Genomic DNA, 18774 nt, shown 5'->3' with positions numbered 1-18774 from the left:
CCTCCCCGGGAAGCGCGCCCCGTGCGCCCGGCGTCATCCGCAGCGGGTGAACCCGCAGGACTTGCAGTTGAAGCAGCCTTCTTCAAACGTCAGGGGTTCCCCGCACTCCGGGCATGCGGGATGGCCAAGCGATGCCGCGTCCTGCGGTACGGACCGCCCCTGGAGATATCTGGTCTCCAGGACCCAGGCCACGGCGTCGGGCAGGGAGAGCAGAAGTCCTTTCTTCCGAAAAACCGGATTCTCCCCGCCGATCCCCTTGAGCTGCCCCACGATGTCGGCCACGTCCACCCCGGAGCGTAGCGCCAGGGAAACCAGACGCCCGATGGCCTCGGCCTTGGCCGTGATGGACCGGCCGGACTTGCCGATGGTGGCGAACACCTCGAAGGGTTTGCCGTCCACCTCGTTGACCGTGAGATAGAGTTCGCCCAGGCCGGTATGGATCTTCTGGGTGAAGCCGCTCACCACGTCCGGGCGCTTGCGCACCTTGGACTCGGGACGGGAGTCGGACTGGCCCTGCCGGGACTGGTCCCCCGTGCACAGCACCTGGGCCGACTTGCACCCGTCGCGGTATACGGTGACGCCCTTGCACCCCTGCTCGAAGGCCATCCAATAGATGTTTCGGATTTCCTCGGCCGTGGCCTGGTTGGGCAGGTTCACGGTCTTGGACACGGCGTTGTCCGTGTATTTCTGAAACGCGGCCTGCATCTTGAGATGCCACACCGGTTCGATGTCCATGGCCGTGACGAAGATCGTGCGCACTTCCTCCGGGATGTAGGCAACGTGCTTGACCGAACCTTTGGCCGCCACCTCCTCCATGAGCGCGGGGGAATGGCAGCGGGCTTTTTTCACCGCGGCCTCGAAATAGGGATTGGATTCCACCAGCCTTTCGCCGTCCATCACGTGGCGGGCGAACGACAGGGCGAACAGCGGCTCCACGCCCGAGGAGCAACCGGCCAGAATGGAGAGCGTGCCCGTGGGCGCGATGGTGGTCGTGGTGGCGTTGCGGAAAGGTCCCTGCTTGGCGGCGGCGTAGGTCGAACGCTCAAAGTTGGGAAACGCGCCCCGCTCCTGGGCCAATTCGGCGGACACGGCCCGGGACCGGGTCTGTACGAAGTCCATCACACGTTCGGCCAGGCGCAGGCCCTCCTGCGAGTCGTAGGGCACGCCCAACTGATAGAGCAGGTCGGCAAAACCCATGACGCCCAGTCCGATCTTGCGGTTGGCCCGCACCATTTCGGAAATTTTCTCCAGCGGATACACCGAAGCGTCGATGACGTTGTCCAGAAAACGCACGGCCAGGCGCACCACCCGGTCGAGTTCTTCCCAGTTCACCCCGTCCGGCGTGTCGGCGGCCATGAGGGCCAGGTTCACCGACCCCAGGTTGCAGGCTTCGTAGGGCAGCAGGGGCTGCTCGCCGCAGGGGTTGGTGGACTCGATTTCTCCCACCTCCGGCGTGGGATTGTCGCGGTTGATGCGGTCCAGGAAAATGATGCCCGGATCGCCCGACTCCCAGGCCTTTTGCACCAGGATGTCGAACACCTCCCTGGCGTTGAGCGAGCCCGTCGCCTCTTGGGTGTTGGGGGCCACCAGGGGATAGTCCTCCTGGGCCTCCACGGCGCGCATGAAGGCCTCGGTGAGGGCCACGGAGATGTTGAAGTTGTTGAGCTCGCCCTCGCGCTCCTTGCAACGAATGAATTCCAGGATGTCGGGATGGTCCACACGCAAGATGCCCATGTTCGCCCCGCGCCGGGTGCCGCCCTGTTTCACCTGCTCGGTGGCGGTGTTGAAGATGCGCATGAACGACACCGGCCCGGAAGCCACTCCGCCCGTGGAGCCCACCCGGGCGTTTTTCGGCCGCAACCGGGAAAAGGAAAACCCCGTGCCCCCGCCGGATTTGTGGATCATGGCCGCGTTCTTCACCGCGTCGAAGATCTCGTCCAGGGAGTCGCCCACCGGAATGACGAAACACGCCGCCAACTGGCCGAGTTCGGTGCCGGCGTTCATGAGCGTGGGCGAATTGGGCAAAAACTTGAAACCCACCATCAGGTCGTAGAAGGCGCGGGCCAGTTCGTCCACGGTAAAGGGCGACTTGGCGTACTTGGCCTCCTCGGCGGCCACGGACCAAGCCACCCGCCAGAAAAGCTCCTTTTCGGTCTCCACGGGTTCGCCCTGGGGGCCCTTGCGCAGGTAGCGCTTGGCCAGGACGATCCTGGCGTTTTCGTTCAAGTCTGGTTCCGGCAGATCGGCGGGGACATCCACGACGGACATGGGCGGGCTCTCCTTGCAACAAAAAATATGTGTGACGCCTTGCGGCTGTGTGGAAAATCTCGGACTGTTTGAAGCAGCGACCGGGTGTAAACCAACTCCCACAGGAAGAAAAGCGGGATGCGCGGCCGGGCGTGGACGCCCTGGGGCACCGCGCTTCCCATCCGCTTGCCCGCACACGAAAAAGATCGCATCACGGTTGCCGAACGCAAGGCCCGGCCCCGGCCGGCATCCCGGCGTCGCGGCTCTTCGCGCTCCGTGCGGCTCAGTCTCCCGCGCCCTGCCCGGCTCCGGGCAGGCCCATGCCGGCGTACATGATCCGCCCGGTCCAGACCGTTTCGTAACCGCCCAGGGCCGCCACCTTGGCCTTGAAGGCCTCGGAGCGCATCACGTGCAACAGCATGTCGATCCGCGTCTCCTCCAGGTTGGACGTGGCCAGGGCCAAGTCGTAGCGCTCCCGGGCCAAGGGAACAAAGTCCAGGCCAAGGGCCTTGGCCGCGGCGAAAACGCCCAGGCCGCAGTCCGCCGCCCCGCTCTGCACGTTGGCGGCCACGCCCATGTGGGTGGTTTCCTCGTGATCGTAGCCGCGCACCCGGTTCGGGTCCATGCCGGCCCGCTTCAGGTGATGGTCGAGCAGAATGCGCGTTCCCGATCCCGGCTGTCGATTCACGAAAACCACGTCCGCTCGGGTCAGGTCGGCCACACCGGCGATGGCCTTGGGGTTTCCCGAGGCCACCATGAGTCCCTGATGCCGCACGGCCAGGTTGACCAGGGTCGCGTCAAAGCGGGGCAAGTGCTTTTCCAGGAAGGGAAAATTGAAATCCCCGCTCTCGGGATCGAAAATATGGGTCCCGGCCAGCAGAGTGAATTCCCGGGCAAGAACGTCCAGACCTTCCGCGCTGCCCACGTGGCTGGAGGCCAGGCGCAGGGGGATGTCCAGGCGCATGAGCTCGTCGGCCAGCAGATCCAGGATGACATCGTGGCTGCCCACGACCAGCAGGGTGTTCTCCAGCTCCTCGGGCTCCACGAGCAGTTCGGCCAGGACGATGTCGCCCCGCGCCAGGCCTTCCCTGTCGGCCGGGATGCGGGTCACGGCCTGGGCCCGGGTCAGGGCCGAGACCAGCCCGACCTCTCGCGCCAGGGGAATGGCGCAGAGTTCGAGCCCCACCCGCCCCACGCACAGGCGCAAGAACTCGGTCATGCCCAGGCGTGAAACCGCGTCCCGGGTCAAATACATGGGAATCTGGCGACGCTTGGGCGGGTCCTGTCGGCTGAGCCAGGACGCCAGGGGGGCCAGAAGCTCCTCGAAACAGACCACCGCGCCCGCGGGGCGGCCCGGAGCGCCCACCACCAGCTTGCCCCTGGCCACGCCCAGCAGGGAAGTCCGGCCCGGAATAGCGGCCACGCCCTGCACCAGCACATCGCCGAACCGCTCGATCACACCCTTTGTATGGTCCCGCTTGCCGGCCGAGGACCCGGCCACCAGCACCACCACATGGGCGCGGGAATCCAAAGCCCGCTCCAACGCCCGGCTGAGCGTCTCCACATGGTCCGACGCCGGCGGGTAGCGCCTGGCGTCCAGTCCCCAGAGGCCGGCCATGGCGCAAAGCATCACCGAATTGCTCTCCACCACCTGGCCCGGACTCGGATTGGGCCGCTTCGTATAATCGAGCACCTCGTCGCCCGTGGGAATCACGGCCAGGCGCACGCGCTCGTAGACGTCCACCTCCCACACGCCGCAGGAAAGCAGGGCTCCCAGGTCGTAGGGCGTGAGCTTGCGCCTGCGTGGCAAGACCAGCTCCGTGGCCACGATGTCCTCGCCGATGCGACGCACGTGGGTCCAGGGCAGGACGGCCGTTTCGACGAGCACATGTCCATCCTCGCCCTGGGTCACGCACTCGCCCATGACCACGGCGTCCATGCCCTCGGGCAGGGGCTGGCCCGTGTTGACCGGAACGTAGTCCCGCTTGGGGGCCAGACTGACGGGATGGTCCTTTCGGGCGGCCGCGGTGTCTCCGGCGCGCACGGCCACGCCGTCCATGGCCGCGCAGTGGTGCAGCGGCGAACTGAACCGAGCCACCACCGGACGGGCGGTCACCCTGCCCAGGGCTTCGGCCGTGGGGACGCGCTCCATCCCCACCAGGGTCTTGCGGTCCAGGGCGGACTTGAGAATATCCAGAGCCTCGGCGAGGGAAACGTTCTTCTGGGCGATGCTCGGCTTTCTGTTCATAGCGTGTGTACCGCCTGGGTTGTTCCGGTTGCCAGGCCGCCCTGGTCCGCCGGAATGCGTGCGAGTTCTCGGGCCGGACGCCGGTTTGGGCAAAGCGGCCCGCCCCGGATGTCGACCGGTTGGAAACGGGCCGTCTCCGCGTTCATCCGCCGATGGCGGTCATGGCCTTGCGGCAGACCGCGCGGGTCGATTTGGCCATCAGGATGTCGCGCCCGACCGGCTTGCGGGCCAGGGCCGCCCGGATGACCCGCTCCACGCTGGCTTCGGACACCTTGGAATTTCGCAGCATGGGGCGCAACCGGTATTCCCTGTCGCTGTACAGACAGGGGCGCAGCCGGCCGTCGCTGGTCAGGCGCAGCCGGTTGCACTGGGCGCAGGCGTGCCCCGAGATCCCGGAAATAACGCCCAGGCGTCCCAGTCCACCGGCAATGCGCCACATTCTGGCCGGGCCGGCGTCGGCGACCGTTTCCGCTTCGGGCACCAGTTCGACGTGCCGCGAGGCCTGGGCCAGAATGTCCTGGCCCGACCAATAGAGAGAGCTCTCCCAGGCCGTGTCCAGTCCGATGGGCATGAACTCGATGAAACGCACGTCCAGCGGCGCCTGTGTGGCCAGTTGAAGAAAGTCGGGAAGTTCCGCGTCGTTTATGCCCTTGAGGGCCACGGCGTTGATCTTCACCGTCAGTCCGGCCTCCAGGCACTCGTCCACGGCCCGGCGGGCGCGGTCGAAGAGGTCGCAACCGGTGATGCGGCGAAAGGTTTCCGCCCGCAGGGAGTCCAGGGAGATGTTCACCGCGCGAAGCCCCAATCCGGCCAAGCGCCGGGCATGTCCCGGCAGCAGGGTGGCGTTGGTGGTCATGCGCAGGTCCAGGTTCGGCCACGAGTCGGCCAGACGGCCCAAAAAGCGGTCGAAACCGCGCCTCGTCAGGGGTTCGCCGCCTGTAAGGCGCACTTTCTTCAGCCCCTGGGGAACGAGCAGGCCAATGAGATGCAGGTGCTCTTCGTAGGAAAGCAGCCCGAAATGGGGCATTTCCTTGAAGTCGCGCACCGGGCGGCAGTAAAGGCAACGCAGGTTGCAGCGATCGGTCACGCTGACCCGCAGATAGGTGACCACACGTCCGTGGCCGTCGGCTAGCATGCGCGTCGTTCTCCTGGTTAGAGGGGGGAGGACAAGCTGCTTCACTCCGGCATCTACGCTCAAGCGGGAAAAGTGGCAATCGAACGGACGCGCGCAACACGCAAGGCGCCCCCGGGAAAGACCAGAACGGCTCGCGCCGAAAACGGCGCGGACACGCCCGCCCCAAGGGAAAACGCCGCGTCGGCAAGGACGGGACCCGGCGCGGTCCCAACCCGGACCGCGCCGAACAAAGGCTATTTCACGTCGTAACCCTTGGCTTTCATGCACTCGTCAATGCGTTTTTCGCGCAGTTCGTCGGGGCTCTTGCCCTTGGGAACCAAGGCCGCGGCCAAGGCTCCCTGGCTCAGGCACTCGTCGTAGTCGGCCTGGGCCTGGGCCTGTGTTTTGTTGGAATTGCTCACCGAGGGTCGTCCCGAACACGCGGCCAGAACGAAAACCATCAGCGCAAGAACGCACACTTTGCTCATCGCCACTCTCCCTATCCTCAGGAAATTTTGACATAGTAGGCGCGTGCGCCCCACGGGTCAACAACGGTTCTTGACAGACCATGCGAAGCGGTATAGCTAGCTTTTCATGCGCTCGAATATTTCATCCCTTTTTGGTCACTCGTATTATTACGCCTACGGGTTCCGCGTTTGCGGGGCGTGGCTGGGCGCGACCATCTAGGGTACACCACAAAAACCAAGCGCCTATCCACGGGGCCGCGAACGCAAGGTTCGCGGCCCTTTTTTGCAAGCCGCGCAACCTGGCCCCGCAAGGCGACACCTCAGGAGGTGCGGCATGCACATCGGAAAATCCATTCGCCTCGAACGTATCGTCAATCGCGACACCGGACGCGCCATCATCGTTCCCCTGGACCACGGCGTCAGCGTCGGCCCCATCACCGGGCTCACCGACGTGCGCGACACCGTGACCAGCATCGTGGAAGGCGGAGCCAACGCCGTTCTCATGCACAAGGGCCTGGTGCCCTGCGGCCACCGGGCCCGGGGTCGCGATATCGGTCTGGTGGTGCACCTGTCGGCCTCCACCAATCTTTCACCCTTTCCCGGGGCCAAAACCCTGGTCTGCTCGGTGGAAGAAGCCATACAACTCGGAGCCGACGCCGTGAGCCTTCACCTCAACCTGGGCGACGAGTCCGAACGCGACATGCTCTCCGGCATGGGCGAAGTCACCCGTCAGGCCTCCCACTGGGGCATCCCGGTGCTGGCCATGGTCTACGGGCGCGGCCCCAAGATCGCCAGCGAATTCGACCCCGAGGTGGTGGCTCACTGCGCCCGGGCCGGCATGGAGCTCGGCGCCGACATCGTGAAGGTGCCCTACACCGGCGACCCCGAATCCTTCTCGCGCGTGGTGGACGGAGCGTGCGTGCCCGTGGTCATTGCCGGCGGTCCCAAAACGCCCACCACCCGGGCCTTTTTGCAGATGGTGCACGATTCCGTGCAGGCCGGCGGCTCCGGGCTGTCCGTGGGGCGCAACATCTTCCAGCACAAGGACCCCACCCGCCTGCTCCAGGCCCTGGGCAAGATCGTGCACGACGGCTGGGACGTGGACCAGGCCATGGTCGGGCTAGGCGAATAGCCTCGGCCTGGCCGGACTGACGGTCGCGCCCGGCCCGCGCGAGTCCCCCGCGGGACGAAACGAGCGCCGCGCGTCGCGCATGGCCGCCAACGCCACACGCCGCCAAAACGCCGGAACCTTCGAAGGGTTCCGGCGTTTTTTTTAAAAATAACCAGATGCGGTCGCCGTTATCACGGACCTGCAAAGCGGCGCGGCCGTCTCCTGGGCGCGCGCGGTTTCCCCCTCACCAGGCCCCGACCTTGCGTCCGGTCACGGTGGAGGCGTTTCGGGTCTCGTCGTTGACCAAAAATTCCGGATGCTCCCGCAGGAACCACTCCATCTGGTCCTGGTCCAGGGAGAGGGCGTGCTCGGCGGCGCTGAAATCGCCGCGAGGCAAGTACACCGGAATGAGCGCGGCAAGGCGGCAATCCTTGAAAAAGCCCTTCTGGTCCTCGGGCAGCGAGCGCAAAAACCTGGCCAGGGCCAGCACGGGCAGGTTGTTCTGCACGGCTTGCGTGCGCAGTTCCTCGTCGGTGAAGGTAATGCGGTGTTCGATCATGAAAATACCGTTCGGACCCGACCCGGCGGCCGGGTCCGTTTGTTGTGAGTCGCAAGGGCAAGGGGGCCGCCCGGAGCGATTTTCCGGGCGGCCCGGCAAGGGGCTAGTCCGTGGCGCACTTGGCGCACTTGGCGGCGCTCTTTTCGTTGTGCATCACGAAGGTGGCCTCCACGACGGACTGGAACTTTTCCGAGTCGCCGCTCTTGGCCAGGCGGTTGCACCGCATGGGGCGCAGGTAGGCGATCTTGCAGCGCTCCGGATCGTAGACGTACACCCGGTCGTACATGGCGCCGCTGTCCTCGTCCTTGGCGATGTAGCGGTCGATGGTCACCTTCATGCGTCCGAACGGAGTTTCCAGGACCATGACGGCCATGACGAGGGTCTTTTCCGTGGCGTTGGTGTTGACGGTAACGCGTCCGGCCTGGTTCCAGTTGGCGATCTTGCGGGCCTGCACCGGTCCCACGAGAATCACGGACGGCTCGCCGCCGGCCTCATAGCAGCTCTGGGCCATCTCCATGAGCTTGTTTTCGCCGAAGTCGTTGGTGGCGCTGAAGTCCGCGTAGGACTTGTCGTTGCTGGACACAAAGCCTTCCAGGCCCTTCATCTGCCGGGCCGCGCCCGCGTCGCCGGCGCTGGAGGCCGCGTTGTTCAGCGCGGCGTACTCCAGTTCGGTGGCCAAGTACTTGAGGGACTTGCTCACCTCGTGAAGCGACTGGGCCTTGCGCCCGATGAGGGTCACGGCCTCCAGCGTGCCGGACACCTTGAAGCTGTCTTCAAGGATCTGGCAGTAGTTGGCCATGCGCGCCGGGGTGATGCGGGCCGTGGCCACGGCGTCGGCGCCTTCCAGGGCCTTGTTGGCCCCGGTGGGGGTTTTGAGTTCGTCTTCGAGCCATTCATGCAGCACGTTGGCCGCCCGGGCCTTGCCGATGGAGGCGATAAAGGGCGTCTTGTGCGGCGTTATGGTCTGAATCTGGCCTTCGACATCCTGAAAGACGGTGTCCTTCATCTCGCGAACGCCCGGAGACTGGTTGGAATAGTACGACGTAAGCACGTCAGCCATGCTGAGGGTCCTCCTTTGGAGAAGCGGGTTGGTGTTTCGTCCGCCTGAGGGCGGGCCTGGAAAGCGTCACGGACGGTCCGATGCCCGGCGGGGGCTCAGCGGACCATCCTGTCGGCCACGCCAAGCAGATCAAGGTAGCGTTCCATGTCGCCGGGGCCGGCTCCCTGGGCGTTCATGCGGGCCTTGAGCGCGGCCAGTTGCGCCGGGCGCGACCCCCTCGGCGCGGCGGAGTCGTCCATCACGCCGGGGTTTTCCAGGGACGGGGCGGCCATGCGTCCGGCCACGGCCCTACGCACGGCGGCGCGGGGATCGCCCTGGAAGTCGTCCGGAAAAGGATGGGCGCCGGCCCCCTGCGGGTCGAAACCCTCCTGATCCGGAAAGCCTTCCGCCCCCTGGGCCTGTCCCCGGCTCGAAGCCTGGCCGGCCGACATGGCCACGAACTGGCGCATCTGGCCGTAGAGCTCCAGGAACTTGCGCGGGTCCTGGTCCACCTCGGGGATCAGACGGGCCAGCACGCCTGGGGGCTGGTGGCGCAGAGAATCGACCAGCAACCGGTAGGTGCGTTCGAACAGGGGGTCGGACTGGGATAGGGCGCGCAGAAAATTCTGGTTTCCGTATTGCATGGACTGGGCCTTGGCTTGGGCCCGGGCCTGTTTTCTGGCCATGCGGGCGCGTCGCGCCGCGATCAGGTGCTTGTGGACGCCATGGGCCACATCCCACTTCATGCGCTCCAGCGGATCGTAGGGCGGAGGTCCGAAGTCGGCCGGACCGAGGTCGTCGTCCCGGTCGTCGTCGAGTTCGCCTTGCAGGGCGGAAAAGTGGGCCACCATCCGGGGATCGGCCAGCAGGCGCTCCACCACGGTCTCGAAGCCGGGAAGGTCCCGCGCGCCGGAACCGGCTTGCGCCCAAAGGCGGTCGGCGTCGGGTCCCTGAACGTCGCGACCGGACTCCCCGGAGACCATACGGGCGGCGGCCTGTTCAAGGGCGCGTCTGAGCGAGGCGGGCATGCCGTCGGTATCGGGCATGGACTGGGCATACGGATCGACGCCCTGCGGGGCGGCGTTTGGCATGTAGGGCATGAAGGAATATCCTCCTGTGTTTTTCTTCGGTCTTGGCCGAAGTGCCCGCAGACTATTCAGGAGGATATTTTTTGCATCCCATATAGGGCTATATGGGAAAAAGCGGGAATTTTCTCGAAGGCGAGGGCTTCGTTTCCGGATATGCGGCCACCAGGGCGTGGACGCCGCCCCACCGGTTCCCCTGCCCCAGCCTGTTTCCCGGCTCTCTTGCGAGGAGTCCTTCCAGCCCCGGCCTCGGGGCCATAGGGTCACGCCTGTGCAAAACGCGGGATGTGCAGGGAGGCATGTGCAGAGTTTTGCACGCCTTTATTTCCTCGCAGAATGGTATGGAATGATGAAATAGCAGAAAAACCATACGCCGCTCCACCTGGCACTCTTCCTGCTTTATTCGTGATGGTCGTGCGCAACACCCCGAGCGGGTTGCACACGGCCATCAACCTGCAACGCGAAAAAGGAAAACAGCGATGAAGCGATTTCTTCTGTTGGCCATGGTCATTTCCGCTTTGGGCCTGTCCACCCAGGCGTTCGCCCAGGCCGCTCCGTCCTGGGCCGGCGGGTGGAGCACCGATCTGATCGACGGACCCGGGTACGGGGCGCAAACAGCAGTCACTCCCAGCGGAACCGGAACCTGCGTGCCCCTTCTCAACGGCCAAGGGTACGGCCCCGGTAACGGAACCTCCCCCCAGCCGCAGGACGGCACCGGTTTCGGCAGTCCCTGGACATCGCGCTAGTGTGGGATCCACGAAATACGCGCAGACGTGTTTCGTGGAGCATGCCATGAAACGCTTCTTTTTCTCCTGGAAAAACAGATGCGCGCTTTTCCAGGACGCCCACGCGCGCATAACCCGAGGCGCTCCGGCGCCGACCGGCCGGGCGGGCCACCAAGGGACTTTCCGTTCCAGACGTACGCGCTTCCCACGGCGCGACGCCGCGGACGAACGCGATGTCCGGGAGGGAACCCTGCCCTTCGCAACGCCACACCCAAGGCGACCTGCCCGCCGGTTTCAGGAAAACGCCCTCCTCGCCCCCATGGCCGGGAGGAGGACGGAGCGCGGGAGACGCGCTCCGCCGGATCCAGCCCGCAAGAACTCCAGAAGCGACGCAACGATGTCTCCGGCTGAAAGCGCTTCTCCCAAACACCATACGCTGCCGGGCCAGGAACGGGGAAGAACATGGTTTTCTTCCTTGCTCCACCCTGTTTCTTGAATTTTCTTTCCGTCGTTCTGTTTTCCTCTGATCGCGTTTCCCTTCTCCCAAAAATTCTCCACTTTTTTTCAACACGATTCCCAGCCGGAGCGTGATGTTGTGTGTCATTTTTACCCACTCCGGCGCATGCCCTGTCCCCTTTTGACCCACAACGGCCAACAGCCTTGAATACTTGTATTTCCTCTCAAGCAGCCCAATCAAATGACGCAACGCCTCCTGGCGAGACGGTCATTTCTTTTGCTTTTTCCCGGGCCGCCCCGCCCACTCCAAGGGAACATGCCGTTATAAAAGGACTCTTCTCATGGCGCGGACTTTGCTTTCAGGAAATATCCCAAGCGACGCCATGCTGAAGCTCCCCCAGACGCCAGGCAGTGACGCAGCGCTCGGCAACGGCACAGGTCCGTACATCACAAAAGTTTTATGCTAGAATAAACATACGTCTCGCGCCGGAGACCCGGTTGAAGGTTTTGCATTCGCGCAACCGACCAATCCGGCAAACCGCTTCCCCGTCGCGGCCGCTGGCCGTTCGAAACGGCTCCCGGCCCGGGATGAAAGCGCACCCCGAAAATCACCAACCTCCAGGAGGAAATCCGTGCGCATGTTGAAAGGCCTGAAGGCCATCCCCGTCGAGGAGTCCGTGGGCACGGTGCTGGGGCACGACATCACCCGTATCGTGCCCGGGCAATGCAAGGGCGCGGCGTTTCGCAAGGGACACGTCATCACCAAGGAGGACATCCCCGCCCTGCTCACCGTGGGCAAGGAACACATCTTCGTCCTGGACCTGGCCCAAGGACTGGTCCACGAGGACGACGCCGCCCTGCGCCTGGCTCGGGCCGCCGCCGGACCGGGCATCGAGCTCTCCGCCCCAAGCGAGGGCAAGATCACCCTGCGCGCGGCCCGACCCGGGCTGGTGTGCGTGGACGTGGAACGCCTGAACCGGCTCAACGCCCTCCCAGACATGGTCATGGCCACCATCCACACCCATCAGCAGGTCATGGCCGGGCAACCCCTGGCCGGAACCCGCGTGGTGCCCCTGGTCATCGAGGAGGAAAAACTCGCCCGGGCCGAGCTCGTCCTGGCCGACGGTCCCCTGATCGCGGTCAAGCCCTTCGCCACGCTTCGGGTGGGCATGGTCACCACCGGCAGCGAGGTCTTTCGCGGACGGATCAAGGACGCCTTCGGACCCGTGGTGCGCAAGAAATTCGAGCGGTTGGGCAGCACCATCATGCGCCAGATCGTCGTGCCCGACGACATCGCCCAGTCCGTGGCCGCCATTCGGGGGCTGCTGGCCGAGGGCGCCCAGATGATCGTGGTCACCGGCGGCATGAGCGTGGACCCGGACGACCAGACCCCGGCCGCCATTCGCGAGGCCGGAGGCAAGGTGGTGCGCTACGGCGCGCCGGTCCTGCCTGGGGCCATGTTTTTGCTGGCGCGCATCGGCGCGGTCTGGACCCTGGGGCTGCCCGGCTGCGTGATGTACCACAAGGCCAGCATTTTCGACCTGATCGTTCCCCGGCTCCTGGCCGGCGAGGACGTAAGCGAGGCCGACATCGCCGCGCTGGGACACGGCGGGCTCTGCCTGGGCTGTCCCGAGTGCTCCTACCCGGCCTGTCCGTTCGGCAAGGGCCACTGAACCGGCGGCTCGCATCCGCGTCGGGAACCCCGCGCAACAACGTGCAACAACGCGTCGACCCCCGAGGAGGCACAGACGATGATCAAAAAGTATCTGAGCATAAACGGAAAATCCCAGTTCGTGGTCGTGGACCAGGAGGAAACCCTGGCCAACGTCCTGCGCGGCCAGCTCCATCTCACCGGCACCAAGGTGGGCTGCGGCGAGGGCCAGTGCGGGGCCTGCAACGTGATCGTAAACGGCAAACTGGTGCGTTCCTGCGTGACCAAGATGAAGCGCGTGCCCGAAAACGCGGCCATCTACACCATTGAAGGCATCGGCCAGCCCGGCAATCTGCATCCCCTGCAACTGGCCTGGATGGTGCACGGCGCGGCCCAGTGCGGCTTCTGCACCCCGGGTTTCATCGTGAGCGCCAAGGTCCTGCTCGACGCCAACCCCGACCCCACCCGCGCCGAGGTGCGGGCCTGGTTCCAGAAAAACCGCAACGCCTGCCGCTGCACCGGCTACAAACCCCTGGTGGACGCGGTCATGGACGCGGCCAAGGTGTTGCAGGGCAAGCTCAAGCCTTCGGAGCTGGCCTTCAAGCTGCCCGCCGACGGACGCATCTGGGGCACCAACCTGCCCCGGCCCAGCGCCGAGGCCAAGGTCAGCGGCACCTGGAAGTTCGGCGCGGACATGGGCTTCGACCTGCCCGACGACACCCTGTGCCTGGCCCTGGTGCAGGCCGAGGTTTCGCACGCGCTCATCAAGGGCGTGGACGCCTCGGAAGCGCTCAAGATGCCCGGCGTGCACAGCGTGCTCACCGCCAAGGACGTCAAGGGCAAGAACCGCATCACGGGTCTGATCACCTTTCCCACCAACAAGGGCGACGGCTGGGACCGTCCCATCCTCTGTGACGAAAAGGTCTTCCAGTACGGCGACGCCATCGCCATCGTGTGCGCGGACACCGAAAAGCACGCCCGCGAGGCGGCCAAGAAGGTCAAGGTCGACCTGGAGGAGCTGCCCGCCTACATGAGCGCCCCGGCGGCCATGGCCGAGGACGCCATCGAGATCCATCCCGGCACGCCCAACGTGTACTTCACCCAGAAGATCGTCAAGGGCGAGGACACCAAGCCCGTGTTCGCCAACGCCCCCGTGGTGGTGGAGGACGACTTCTACGTGGGACGCCAGCCCCACATGCCCCTGGAGCCCGACGTCGGGTTCGCCTACACGACCGACGACGGCAAACTGGTCATCCACTCCAAGTCCATCGGCGTGCACCTGCACCTGTACATGATCGCCCCGGGCCTGGGCGTGGAGGCCGACAACCTGGTGCTGGTGCAAAACAACGCCGGCGGCACCTTCGGCTACAAGTTCAGCCCCACCATGGAAGCCCTGGTCGGCGTGGCCGCCCTGGCCACCGGACGCCCGGTCTACCTGTGCTACGACTGGCGCCAGCAGCAGACCTACACCGGCAAGCGCTCGCCGTTCTTCATGAACGTGCGTTTCGCCGCGGACAAGAACGGCAAGCTCCTGGGCATGGAGTCCGACTGGTCCGTGGACCACGGCCCGTATTCCGAGTTCGGCGACCTGGTCACGCTGCGCGGCGCGCAGTTCATCGGCGCGGGCTACGCGATCCCGAGCATCCGGGGCGAAGGCCGCACGGTGTGCACCAACCACGCCTGGGGTTCGGCGTTTCGCGGCTACGGCTCGCCCCAGAGCGAGTTCGCTTCCGAGGTGCTCATGGACGAGCTGGCCGAAAAGCTCGGCATGGACCCCCTGGAGTTGCGCTACATCAACTGCTACCGCAAGGGCGACACCACTCCCACCGGCCAGGACCCCGAGGTCTACAGCCTGCCCGAGATGATCGACATCATGCGGCCCAAGTACCAGGCGGCCAAGGCCAAGGCCAAGAAGAACTCCACCGCCGAGATCAAGCGCGGCGTGGGCGTGTCGCTTGGCGTGTACGGCGCGGGCCTGGACGGCCCCGACACCTCGGAATGCTACGTGGAGCTCAATCCCGACGGCACGGTCACCATCTTCAACTGCTGGGAGGACCACGGCCAAGGCGCGGACATGGGCACCCTGGCCACGGCCCACGAGGGCCTGCGTCCGCTGGGGCTCAAGCCCGAACAGATCCGGCTGGTCATGAACGACACCAGCCTGGCCCCCAACTCGGGCCCGGCCGGCGGCAGCCGCTCGCAGGTGATGGTGGGCAAGGCCATCGAGGCCGGATGCCAGCTTCTGCTCGCGGGCATGCGCAAGTCGGACAAGACCTTCCGCACCTACGACGAAATGGTGGCCGAAAAGATCCCCACCAAGTACACCGGCCAGTGGACCGCCCCGGCCACGCACTGCGACGAGAACGGCGTGGGCAATCCCTTCAGCTGCTACATGTACGGCCTGTTCCTGGCCGAGGTGGCGGTGGAAGTGGCCACGGGCAAGACCCAGGTGGAAAAGATGACCCTGGTGGCCGACCTGGGCTCCCTGGCCAACAAGCTGGTGGTGGACGGACAAATGTACGGCGGCCTGGCCCAGGGCATCGGCCTGGCGCTGACCGAGGATTTCGAGGACATCAAGAAGCACGCCACCATGGTGGGGGCGGGTTTTCCCTACATCCAGCAGATCCCCGACGACCTGGAGGTGATCTACGTGGAGACGCCGCGTCCGGACGGTCCGTTCGGCGCATCGGGTTCGGGCGAGCTGCCGCTCACCTGCCCCCACGCGGCCATCGTCAACGCCATCCACGACGCCTGCAAGGTCAGAATCACCAAGCTCCCCGCCCTTCCCGAAAAGGTCTTGGCGGGACTCAAGGGGTAGAAGGCATACCATGCGGGCGTCGACCAATCCCCGACGCCCGCAAACGCAAACCCGGGGAAAAGCGGGGAGACCCTCCGCCTTTTCCCCGGCCTGCCGGGGGACGTATGGAACAAACCGATTCCCGCCGCCTGGAAGACCTCCCCGTACGGGAGCATCCACCCGTCAAGGTTCGCAGGGCCGCCGTCCTGGGCTGCGGCCTGGCCGCCCTGATCTGCGCCTGGGACCTGGCCCGCAAGGGCGTGGGCATCACGGTGTTCGCTCCTGGCGAGCGCCTGGGCGGACGCCTGGCCGAACTCGGCGAGGAGGCCCTGCCCGCCAAGGTGCTGGAAGGCGAACTCGCCCGGCTTATGTCCATGGGCGTGGCCTTTCGCCTGGGCGCGCGCCTGACGCCGGAAATGTTGCGGGGTGTGCTGACGGAATACGACGCCGTGTTCGTCGAGGGCGGCGCTGCCGCCGGCCCCTCCCCGCGCGGACGGCGCGCCCCCGCGGACCCGGAGATTGCGCCCCGGGAGGCCCCGGAAGCGACCTGGCCGCAGAAGGCCACGGGCCTCGATCCGACCCTGCGGGCCAAGGTGTTTTGCTGCGACAGGCCCAGGCCCGACGGCCGACACTCCACATTGGACGAGGTGGCCGAGGCCAGACGCGCGGCCAGCGCCATGGACCGGCTCATGACCGGGGGGCGGTCCGCGCCTCCCTCCTCTTCCGGCCCATATTCCAGATTCGTGCGATAGAGCGTCTCGCGGCGAAGGCCCTGGGTCCGGGCGGCCGAGAGGAGTCGCCCGGTGGGCCACGCCGACGGCCGGCGGGGAGTCGACGCCGATCTCGCGGCCCCCGGTGCTTCAAGGGATGAAACAGAGACGCCGCCGTCCCGGACAGGCGCTCAGCGGACGTTTTCCCGCGCGGCGACCGGACCGGCTGGCGCCCCCTGGTCGGCGAAAGCGCCAAGTTCCCGAAGCAGGATGCGCAACCCGCTTTGCAGTCCCGGCGAAAGCCGTGACAACACCTCGCGGTCGCCCTTTTCAGCGGACAACTCGGCCTGTTCCAGGGTTTGCGCAAGCCTGACGGCCCCCAGCCCGGCGGCCAGGGACTTGAGCGAATGGGCCTTGCCCGAAAACAGCGACAAGTCCTTGTCGTTCAAGGCATTGGCCATCTCCTCGATCTCGCCGGCCAAAAGCCTGGCCACGTTGGCGCAATACAGACGCAATTCCGCCTGGTTTCCCCCGGCGTAGGCCAGGGCCACGGCCCAGTCGATCATGCCGGCCGTCCCGTCGGCGGCGGATTCCGGGCGTTTGGCGGCGTAACGGGACAAAACCCGGGCCAGATCGTCCGGGTTGACCGGCTTGGCCAGGTGAACGTCCATGCCCGCCTCCAGAAAGCGCTCGCGTTCCCTCTCGAAAGCGTGCGCGGTCATGGCCACGATGGGAATCCGCCTTTTCACGGGATCGGAAAGCGCCCGAATGCGCCTTGTCGCCTCCACTCCGTCCATGACCGGCATCCGCACGTCCATGAGAACCACGTCGAACTCGCCGTTGTTCACGGCCTCGACGGCTTCCCGGCCGTTTTGCGCGCACTGTGTCGCGTGGCCGGCCCGGGTCAGGATGCGGGAAAGCGAAAGGCGAATGGGCTCGAAGTCCTCCACCAGCAGGATGCGCAGCGGCGAAAGCTCGGCCAGCAGGTTCAGGTTCGGCAAGGGCGTCGTCTGCCCGCCCAGGGCAGCGACGACCTCGCCCGTGGGCCTTTGCAGCGTGACCGCGAAAGTGAACCGGCTGCCGACGCCCGGCTGGCTTTGCACGGTGATGTCGCCGCCCATGGCCCTGGCTATGCGGCGGCAGATGGCCAGGCCCAGTCCGGCCCCGCCCAGGGACGGGTCGCCGTGAACCTGGGTGAATTTGTCGAAGATGTTCTCCACCTCGCCGGCCAAAATGCCGATGCCGGTATCCTCGACCACCAGGCGCAGTGCGGCGCGGCCGCCTCCGACCTCGCACACGTCGAGAGTGACCGCCACGCGTCCGGCCGGAGTGAACTTGACGGCGTTGCCGACCAGATTGAGGGCCACCTGGCGCAGACGTTTGGGGTCGCCCAGCAGGAGGCCGGAGGCCCGGGCCGTATCCAGAAGGAAATCCAGCCCCTTGCGCCTGGCCAGAACCTCCAGGGGATAAAGCGCCTCGGCCATCAGCCTGGACGGATCGAACGCCGACTCGTCGATCAACTCTCCCCCGACCTCGACGCGGCTCACGTCCAGCAGGTCGTCGATCAGGGCGGCCAGACTGTCGGCGGCCTGCAGCGCCGAGGTGACGTATTTTTGCCGAACCGGATCGAGGTCGTCGATTTCCAACAAGCGCAAGAGGCCGCTCAGGCCGGCCAGGGGAGTGCGCATCTCGTGGCTCATGTTGGCCAAGAACTCGCTCTTGGCCCTGGAAGCCGATTCCGCCGCGTCCTTGGCGGCGCGCAGGTCGTTCAGCAAGCGCTCGCCAAGCATCATGATCAGGCCGAGGATCAAGGAAATCACGTAGACGATCTGGAGAAGCAGCATCCACCCGGTCGTGCCCTTGCCGGAAAGGAACTTTCCGGTTTCGCCGGTTATCACGGGTTGCGCGGCGAAGGCGAACAGGGCCAGGGCGTTGATGACGTGGAGCCAGCCGAAAAGCCGTTGGGAACGGCCGAATTTGCCCTCCCCGCCCGAGAGAAGTTCGTAGCCCATGGCAGCCATCAAGAGGGAGACGCACAGGCGGATGAACAACGCGCGCACGCAGAAGCCGGACCGCTGCGCAAGCAGCCAGGCCATGCCGCAAGAGGTGAACAGCACGCCCAAGGCGACGACCCTGACAAGGGGCGGTCGGTCCAAAAAGCGTCGAACCCCGGTCCAGTACAGGGCGTAGGCCAGAATCAGGCAGGTGTTGCCCAGCACGATGGAGAAGAAATCCGGAATGACTTCCCGGGCCCCGCTCAGGAAAAGTCCCACCAGCAGGACGGTTCCTCCGGCCAAAAAGGAGCCCATCCCCGGAACCGGATATCCCAGCCGGTACAAAAAGACGAGGAAGCCCTGGCCCATCAGCAACGTCATGCACAGGACCAGGAGGAGGGTTCGGACGTCGAGTTCCATGTCGTCTCTTGCCGAAAAGTCCGGATTGCGCGTAGCGAGGGCGAAACCCTACCCGCCCCGAAAGTATCTGTCCAGCCAACCCGGCTGCGGGCATGGTGGTTTGGCGGAGCCAATCCACAAGGCCTCACCTGTTTCCTGGACCGTTTTCCGG

General features: G+C 65.7%; 13 protein-coding genes. 5 read left to right on the top strand and 8 right to left on the bottom strand.

Features of this window, described 5'->3' with window-relative positions; all coding sequences use genetic code 11:
* Window positions 1-33: 33 nt before the first annotated feature.
* The 4 genes from ACYQ01_RS15405 to ACYQ01_RS15390 all read right to left on the bottom strand — a co-directional run bounded on the left by ACYQ01_RS15405 (window position 34) and on the right by ACYQ01_RS15390 (window position 6097).
* Entirely contained in the window at window positions 34-2268 is a 2235-nt protein-coding gene (locus tag ACYQ01_RS15405) for a vitamin B12-dependent ribonucleotide reductase (protein WP_459934745.1), read from the bottom strand.
* Between the two features lie 262 nt (window positions 2269-2530).
* Window positions 2531-4495, bottom strand: a complete 1965-nt coding sequence (locus ACYQ01_RS15400; RefSeq protein ID WP_459934744.1) for a molybdopterin biosynthesis protein — start codon at window positions 4493-4495, stop codon at window positions 2531-2533.
* A 142-nt stretch (window positions 4496-4637) separates the two neighbouring features.
* Window positions 4638-5630, bottom strand: coding sequence for a GTP 3',8-cyclase MoaA (moaA, locus tag ACYQ01_RS15395; protein WP_459934743.1), 993 nt, complete (start codon window positions 5628-5630; stop codon window positions 4638-4640).
* Window positions 5631-5863: 233 nt separating this feature from the next.
* Window positions 5864-6097, bottom strand: a complete 234-nt coding sequence (locus ACYQ01_RS15390; RefSeq protein WP_459934742.1) for a hypothetical protein — start codon at window positions 6095-6097, stop codon at window positions 5864-5866.
* A 313-nt stretch (window positions 6098-6410) separates the two neighbouring features.
* Here ACYQ01_RS15390 and ACYQ01_RS15385 point away from each other — a divergent pair, with 313 nt between their 5' ends.
* Window positions 6411-7208 carry a 2-amino-3,7-dideoxy-D-threo-hept-6-ulosonate synthase gene (locus tag ACYQ01_RS15385; protein WP_459934741.1) on the top strand — a complete coding sequence of 266 codons (798 nt, stop codon included), beginning with the start codon at window positions 6411-6413 and terminating at the stop codon, window positions 7206-7208.
* A 223-nt stretch (window positions 7209-7431) separates the two neighbouring features.
* Here ACYQ01_RS15385 and ACYQ01_RS15380 read toward each other — a convergent pair whose 3' ends face one another.
* From ACYQ01_RS15380 to ACYQ01_RS15370, 3 genes are all read right to left on the bottom strand, one after another.
* Window positions 7432-7746 carry a hypothetical protein gene (locus ACYQ01_RS15380; protein ID WP_459934740.1) on the bottom strand — a complete coding sequence of 105 codons (315 nt, stop codon included), beginning with the start codon at window positions 7744-7746 and terminating at the stop codon, window positions 7432-7434.
* Between the two features lie 103 nt (window positions 7747-7849).
* Window positions 7850-8806: an SU10 major capsid protein gene (locus tag ACYQ01_RS15375; RefSeq protein ID WP_459934739.1), complete on the bottom strand. Its 957-nt coding sequence runs from the start codon at window positions 8804-8806 to the stop codon at window positions 7850-7852.
* A gap of 95 nt (window positions 8807-8901) precedes the next feature.
* Window positions 8902-9885, bottom strand: coding sequence for a hypothetical protein (locus ACYQ01_RS15370; protein ID WP_459934738.1), 984 nt, complete (start codon window positions 9883-9885; stop codon window positions 8902-8904).
* Between the two features lie 464 nt (window positions 9886-10349).
* On the opposite strand from ACYQ01_RS15370, the gene ACYQ01_RS15365 reads away from it, so the two are divergent.
* The 4 genes from ACYQ01_RS15365 to ACYQ01_RS15350 all read left to right on the top strand — a co-directional run bounded on the left by ACYQ01_RS15365 (window position 10350) and on the right by ACYQ01_RS15350 (window position 16251).
* Complete coding sequence (locus ACYQ01_RS15365) at window positions 10350-10616, top strand: hypothetical protein (RefSeq protein WP_459934737.1); 267 nt, start codon at window positions 10350-10352, stop codon at window positions 10614-10616.
* 1085 nt (window positions 10617-11701) lie between these two features.
* On the top strand, window positions 11702-12724 hold the full coding sequence (locus ACYQ01_RS15360) for a molybdopterin-binding protein (RefSeq protein ID WP_459934864.1): 1023 nt from the start codon (window positions 11702-11704) through the stop codon (window positions 12722-12724).
* A gap of 78 nt (window positions 12725-12802) precedes the next feature.
* Window positions 12803-15520: a molybdopterin-dependent aldehyde oxidoreductase gene (locus tag ACYQ01_RS15355; RefSeq protein WP_459934736.1), complete on the top strand. Its 2718-nt coding sequence runs from the start codon at window positions 12803-12805 to the stop codon at window positions 15518-15520.
* 104 nt (window positions 15521-15624) lie between these two features.
* Window positions 15625-16251 (top strand): NAD(P)-binding protein, encoded by a 627-nt coding sequence (locus ACYQ01_RS15350; RefSeq protein WP_459934735.1) that lies wholly within the window; start codon window positions 15625-15627, stop codon window positions 16249-16251.
* Between the two features lie 149 nt (window positions 16252-16400).
* Here the strand turns inward: ACYQ01_RS15350 and ACYQ01_RS15345 are convergent, their stop codons facing one another.
* Window positions 16401-18623, bottom strand: coding sequence for an ATP-binding protein (locus ACYQ01_RS15345; RefSeq protein ID WP_459934734.1), 2223 nt, complete (start codon window positions 18621-18623; stop codon window positions 16401-16403).
* Window positions 18624-18774 lie beyond the last annotated feature (151 nt).

The organism is Fundidesulfovibrio butyratiphilus (assembly GCF_054657235.1).
This window is presented reverse-complemented; position numbering and strand designations above follow the sequence as displayed.

Excerpts from the sequence above, each read along its gene's own strand:
- ACYQ01_RS15405 (WP_459934745.1), bottom strand. The coding sequence starts at position 2,268 with ATGTCCGTCGTGGATGTCCCCGCCGATCTGCCGGAACCAGACTTGAAC.
- ACYQ01_RS15400 (WP_459934744.1), bottom strand. The coding sequence starts at position 4,495 with ATGAACAGAAAGCCGAGCATCGCCCAGAAGAACGTTTCCCTCGCCGAG.
- moaA (WP_459934743.1), bottom strand. The coding sequence starts at position 5,630 with ATGCTAGCCGACGGCCACGGACGTGTGGTCACCTATCTGCGGGTCAGC.
- ACYQ01_RS15390 (WP_459934742.1), bottom strand. The coding sequence starts at position 6,097 with ATGAGCAAAGTGTGCGTTCTTGCGCTGATGGTTTTCGTTCTGGCCGCG.
- ACYQ01_RS15385 (WP_459934741.1), top strand. The coding sequence starts at position 6,411 with ATGCACATCGGAAAATCCATTCGCCTCGAACGTATCGTCAATCGCGAC.
- ACYQ01_RS15380 (WP_459934740.1), bottom strand. The coding sequence starts at position 7,746 with ATGATCGAACACCGCATTACCTTCACCGACGAGGAACTGCGCACGCAA.
- ACYQ01_RS15375 (WP_459934739.1), bottom strand. The coding sequence starts at position 8,806 with ATGGCTGACGTGCTTACGTCGTACTATTCCAACCAGTCTCCGGGCGTT.
- ACYQ01_RS15370 (WP_459934738.1), bottom strand. The coding sequence starts at position 9,885 with ATGCCCTACATGCCAAACGCCGCCCCGCAGGGCGTCGATCCGTATGCC.
- ACYQ01_RS15365 (WP_459934737.1), top strand. The coding sequence starts at position 10,350 with ATGAAGCGATTTCTTCTGTTGGCCATGGTCATTTCCGCTTTGGGCCTG.
- ACYQ01_RS15355 (WP_459934736.1), top strand. The coding sequence starts at position 12,803 with ATGATCAAAAAGTATCTGAGCATAAACGGAAAATCCCAGTTCGTGGTC.
- ACYQ01_RS15350 (WP_459934735.1), top strand. The coding sequence starts at position 15,625 with ATGGAACAAACCGATTCCCGCCGCCTGGAAGACCTCCCCGTACGGGAG.
- ACYQ01_RS15345 (WP_459934734.1), bottom strand. The coding sequence starts at position 18,623 with ATGGAACTCGACGTCCGAACCCTCCTCCTGGTCCTGTGCATGACGTTG.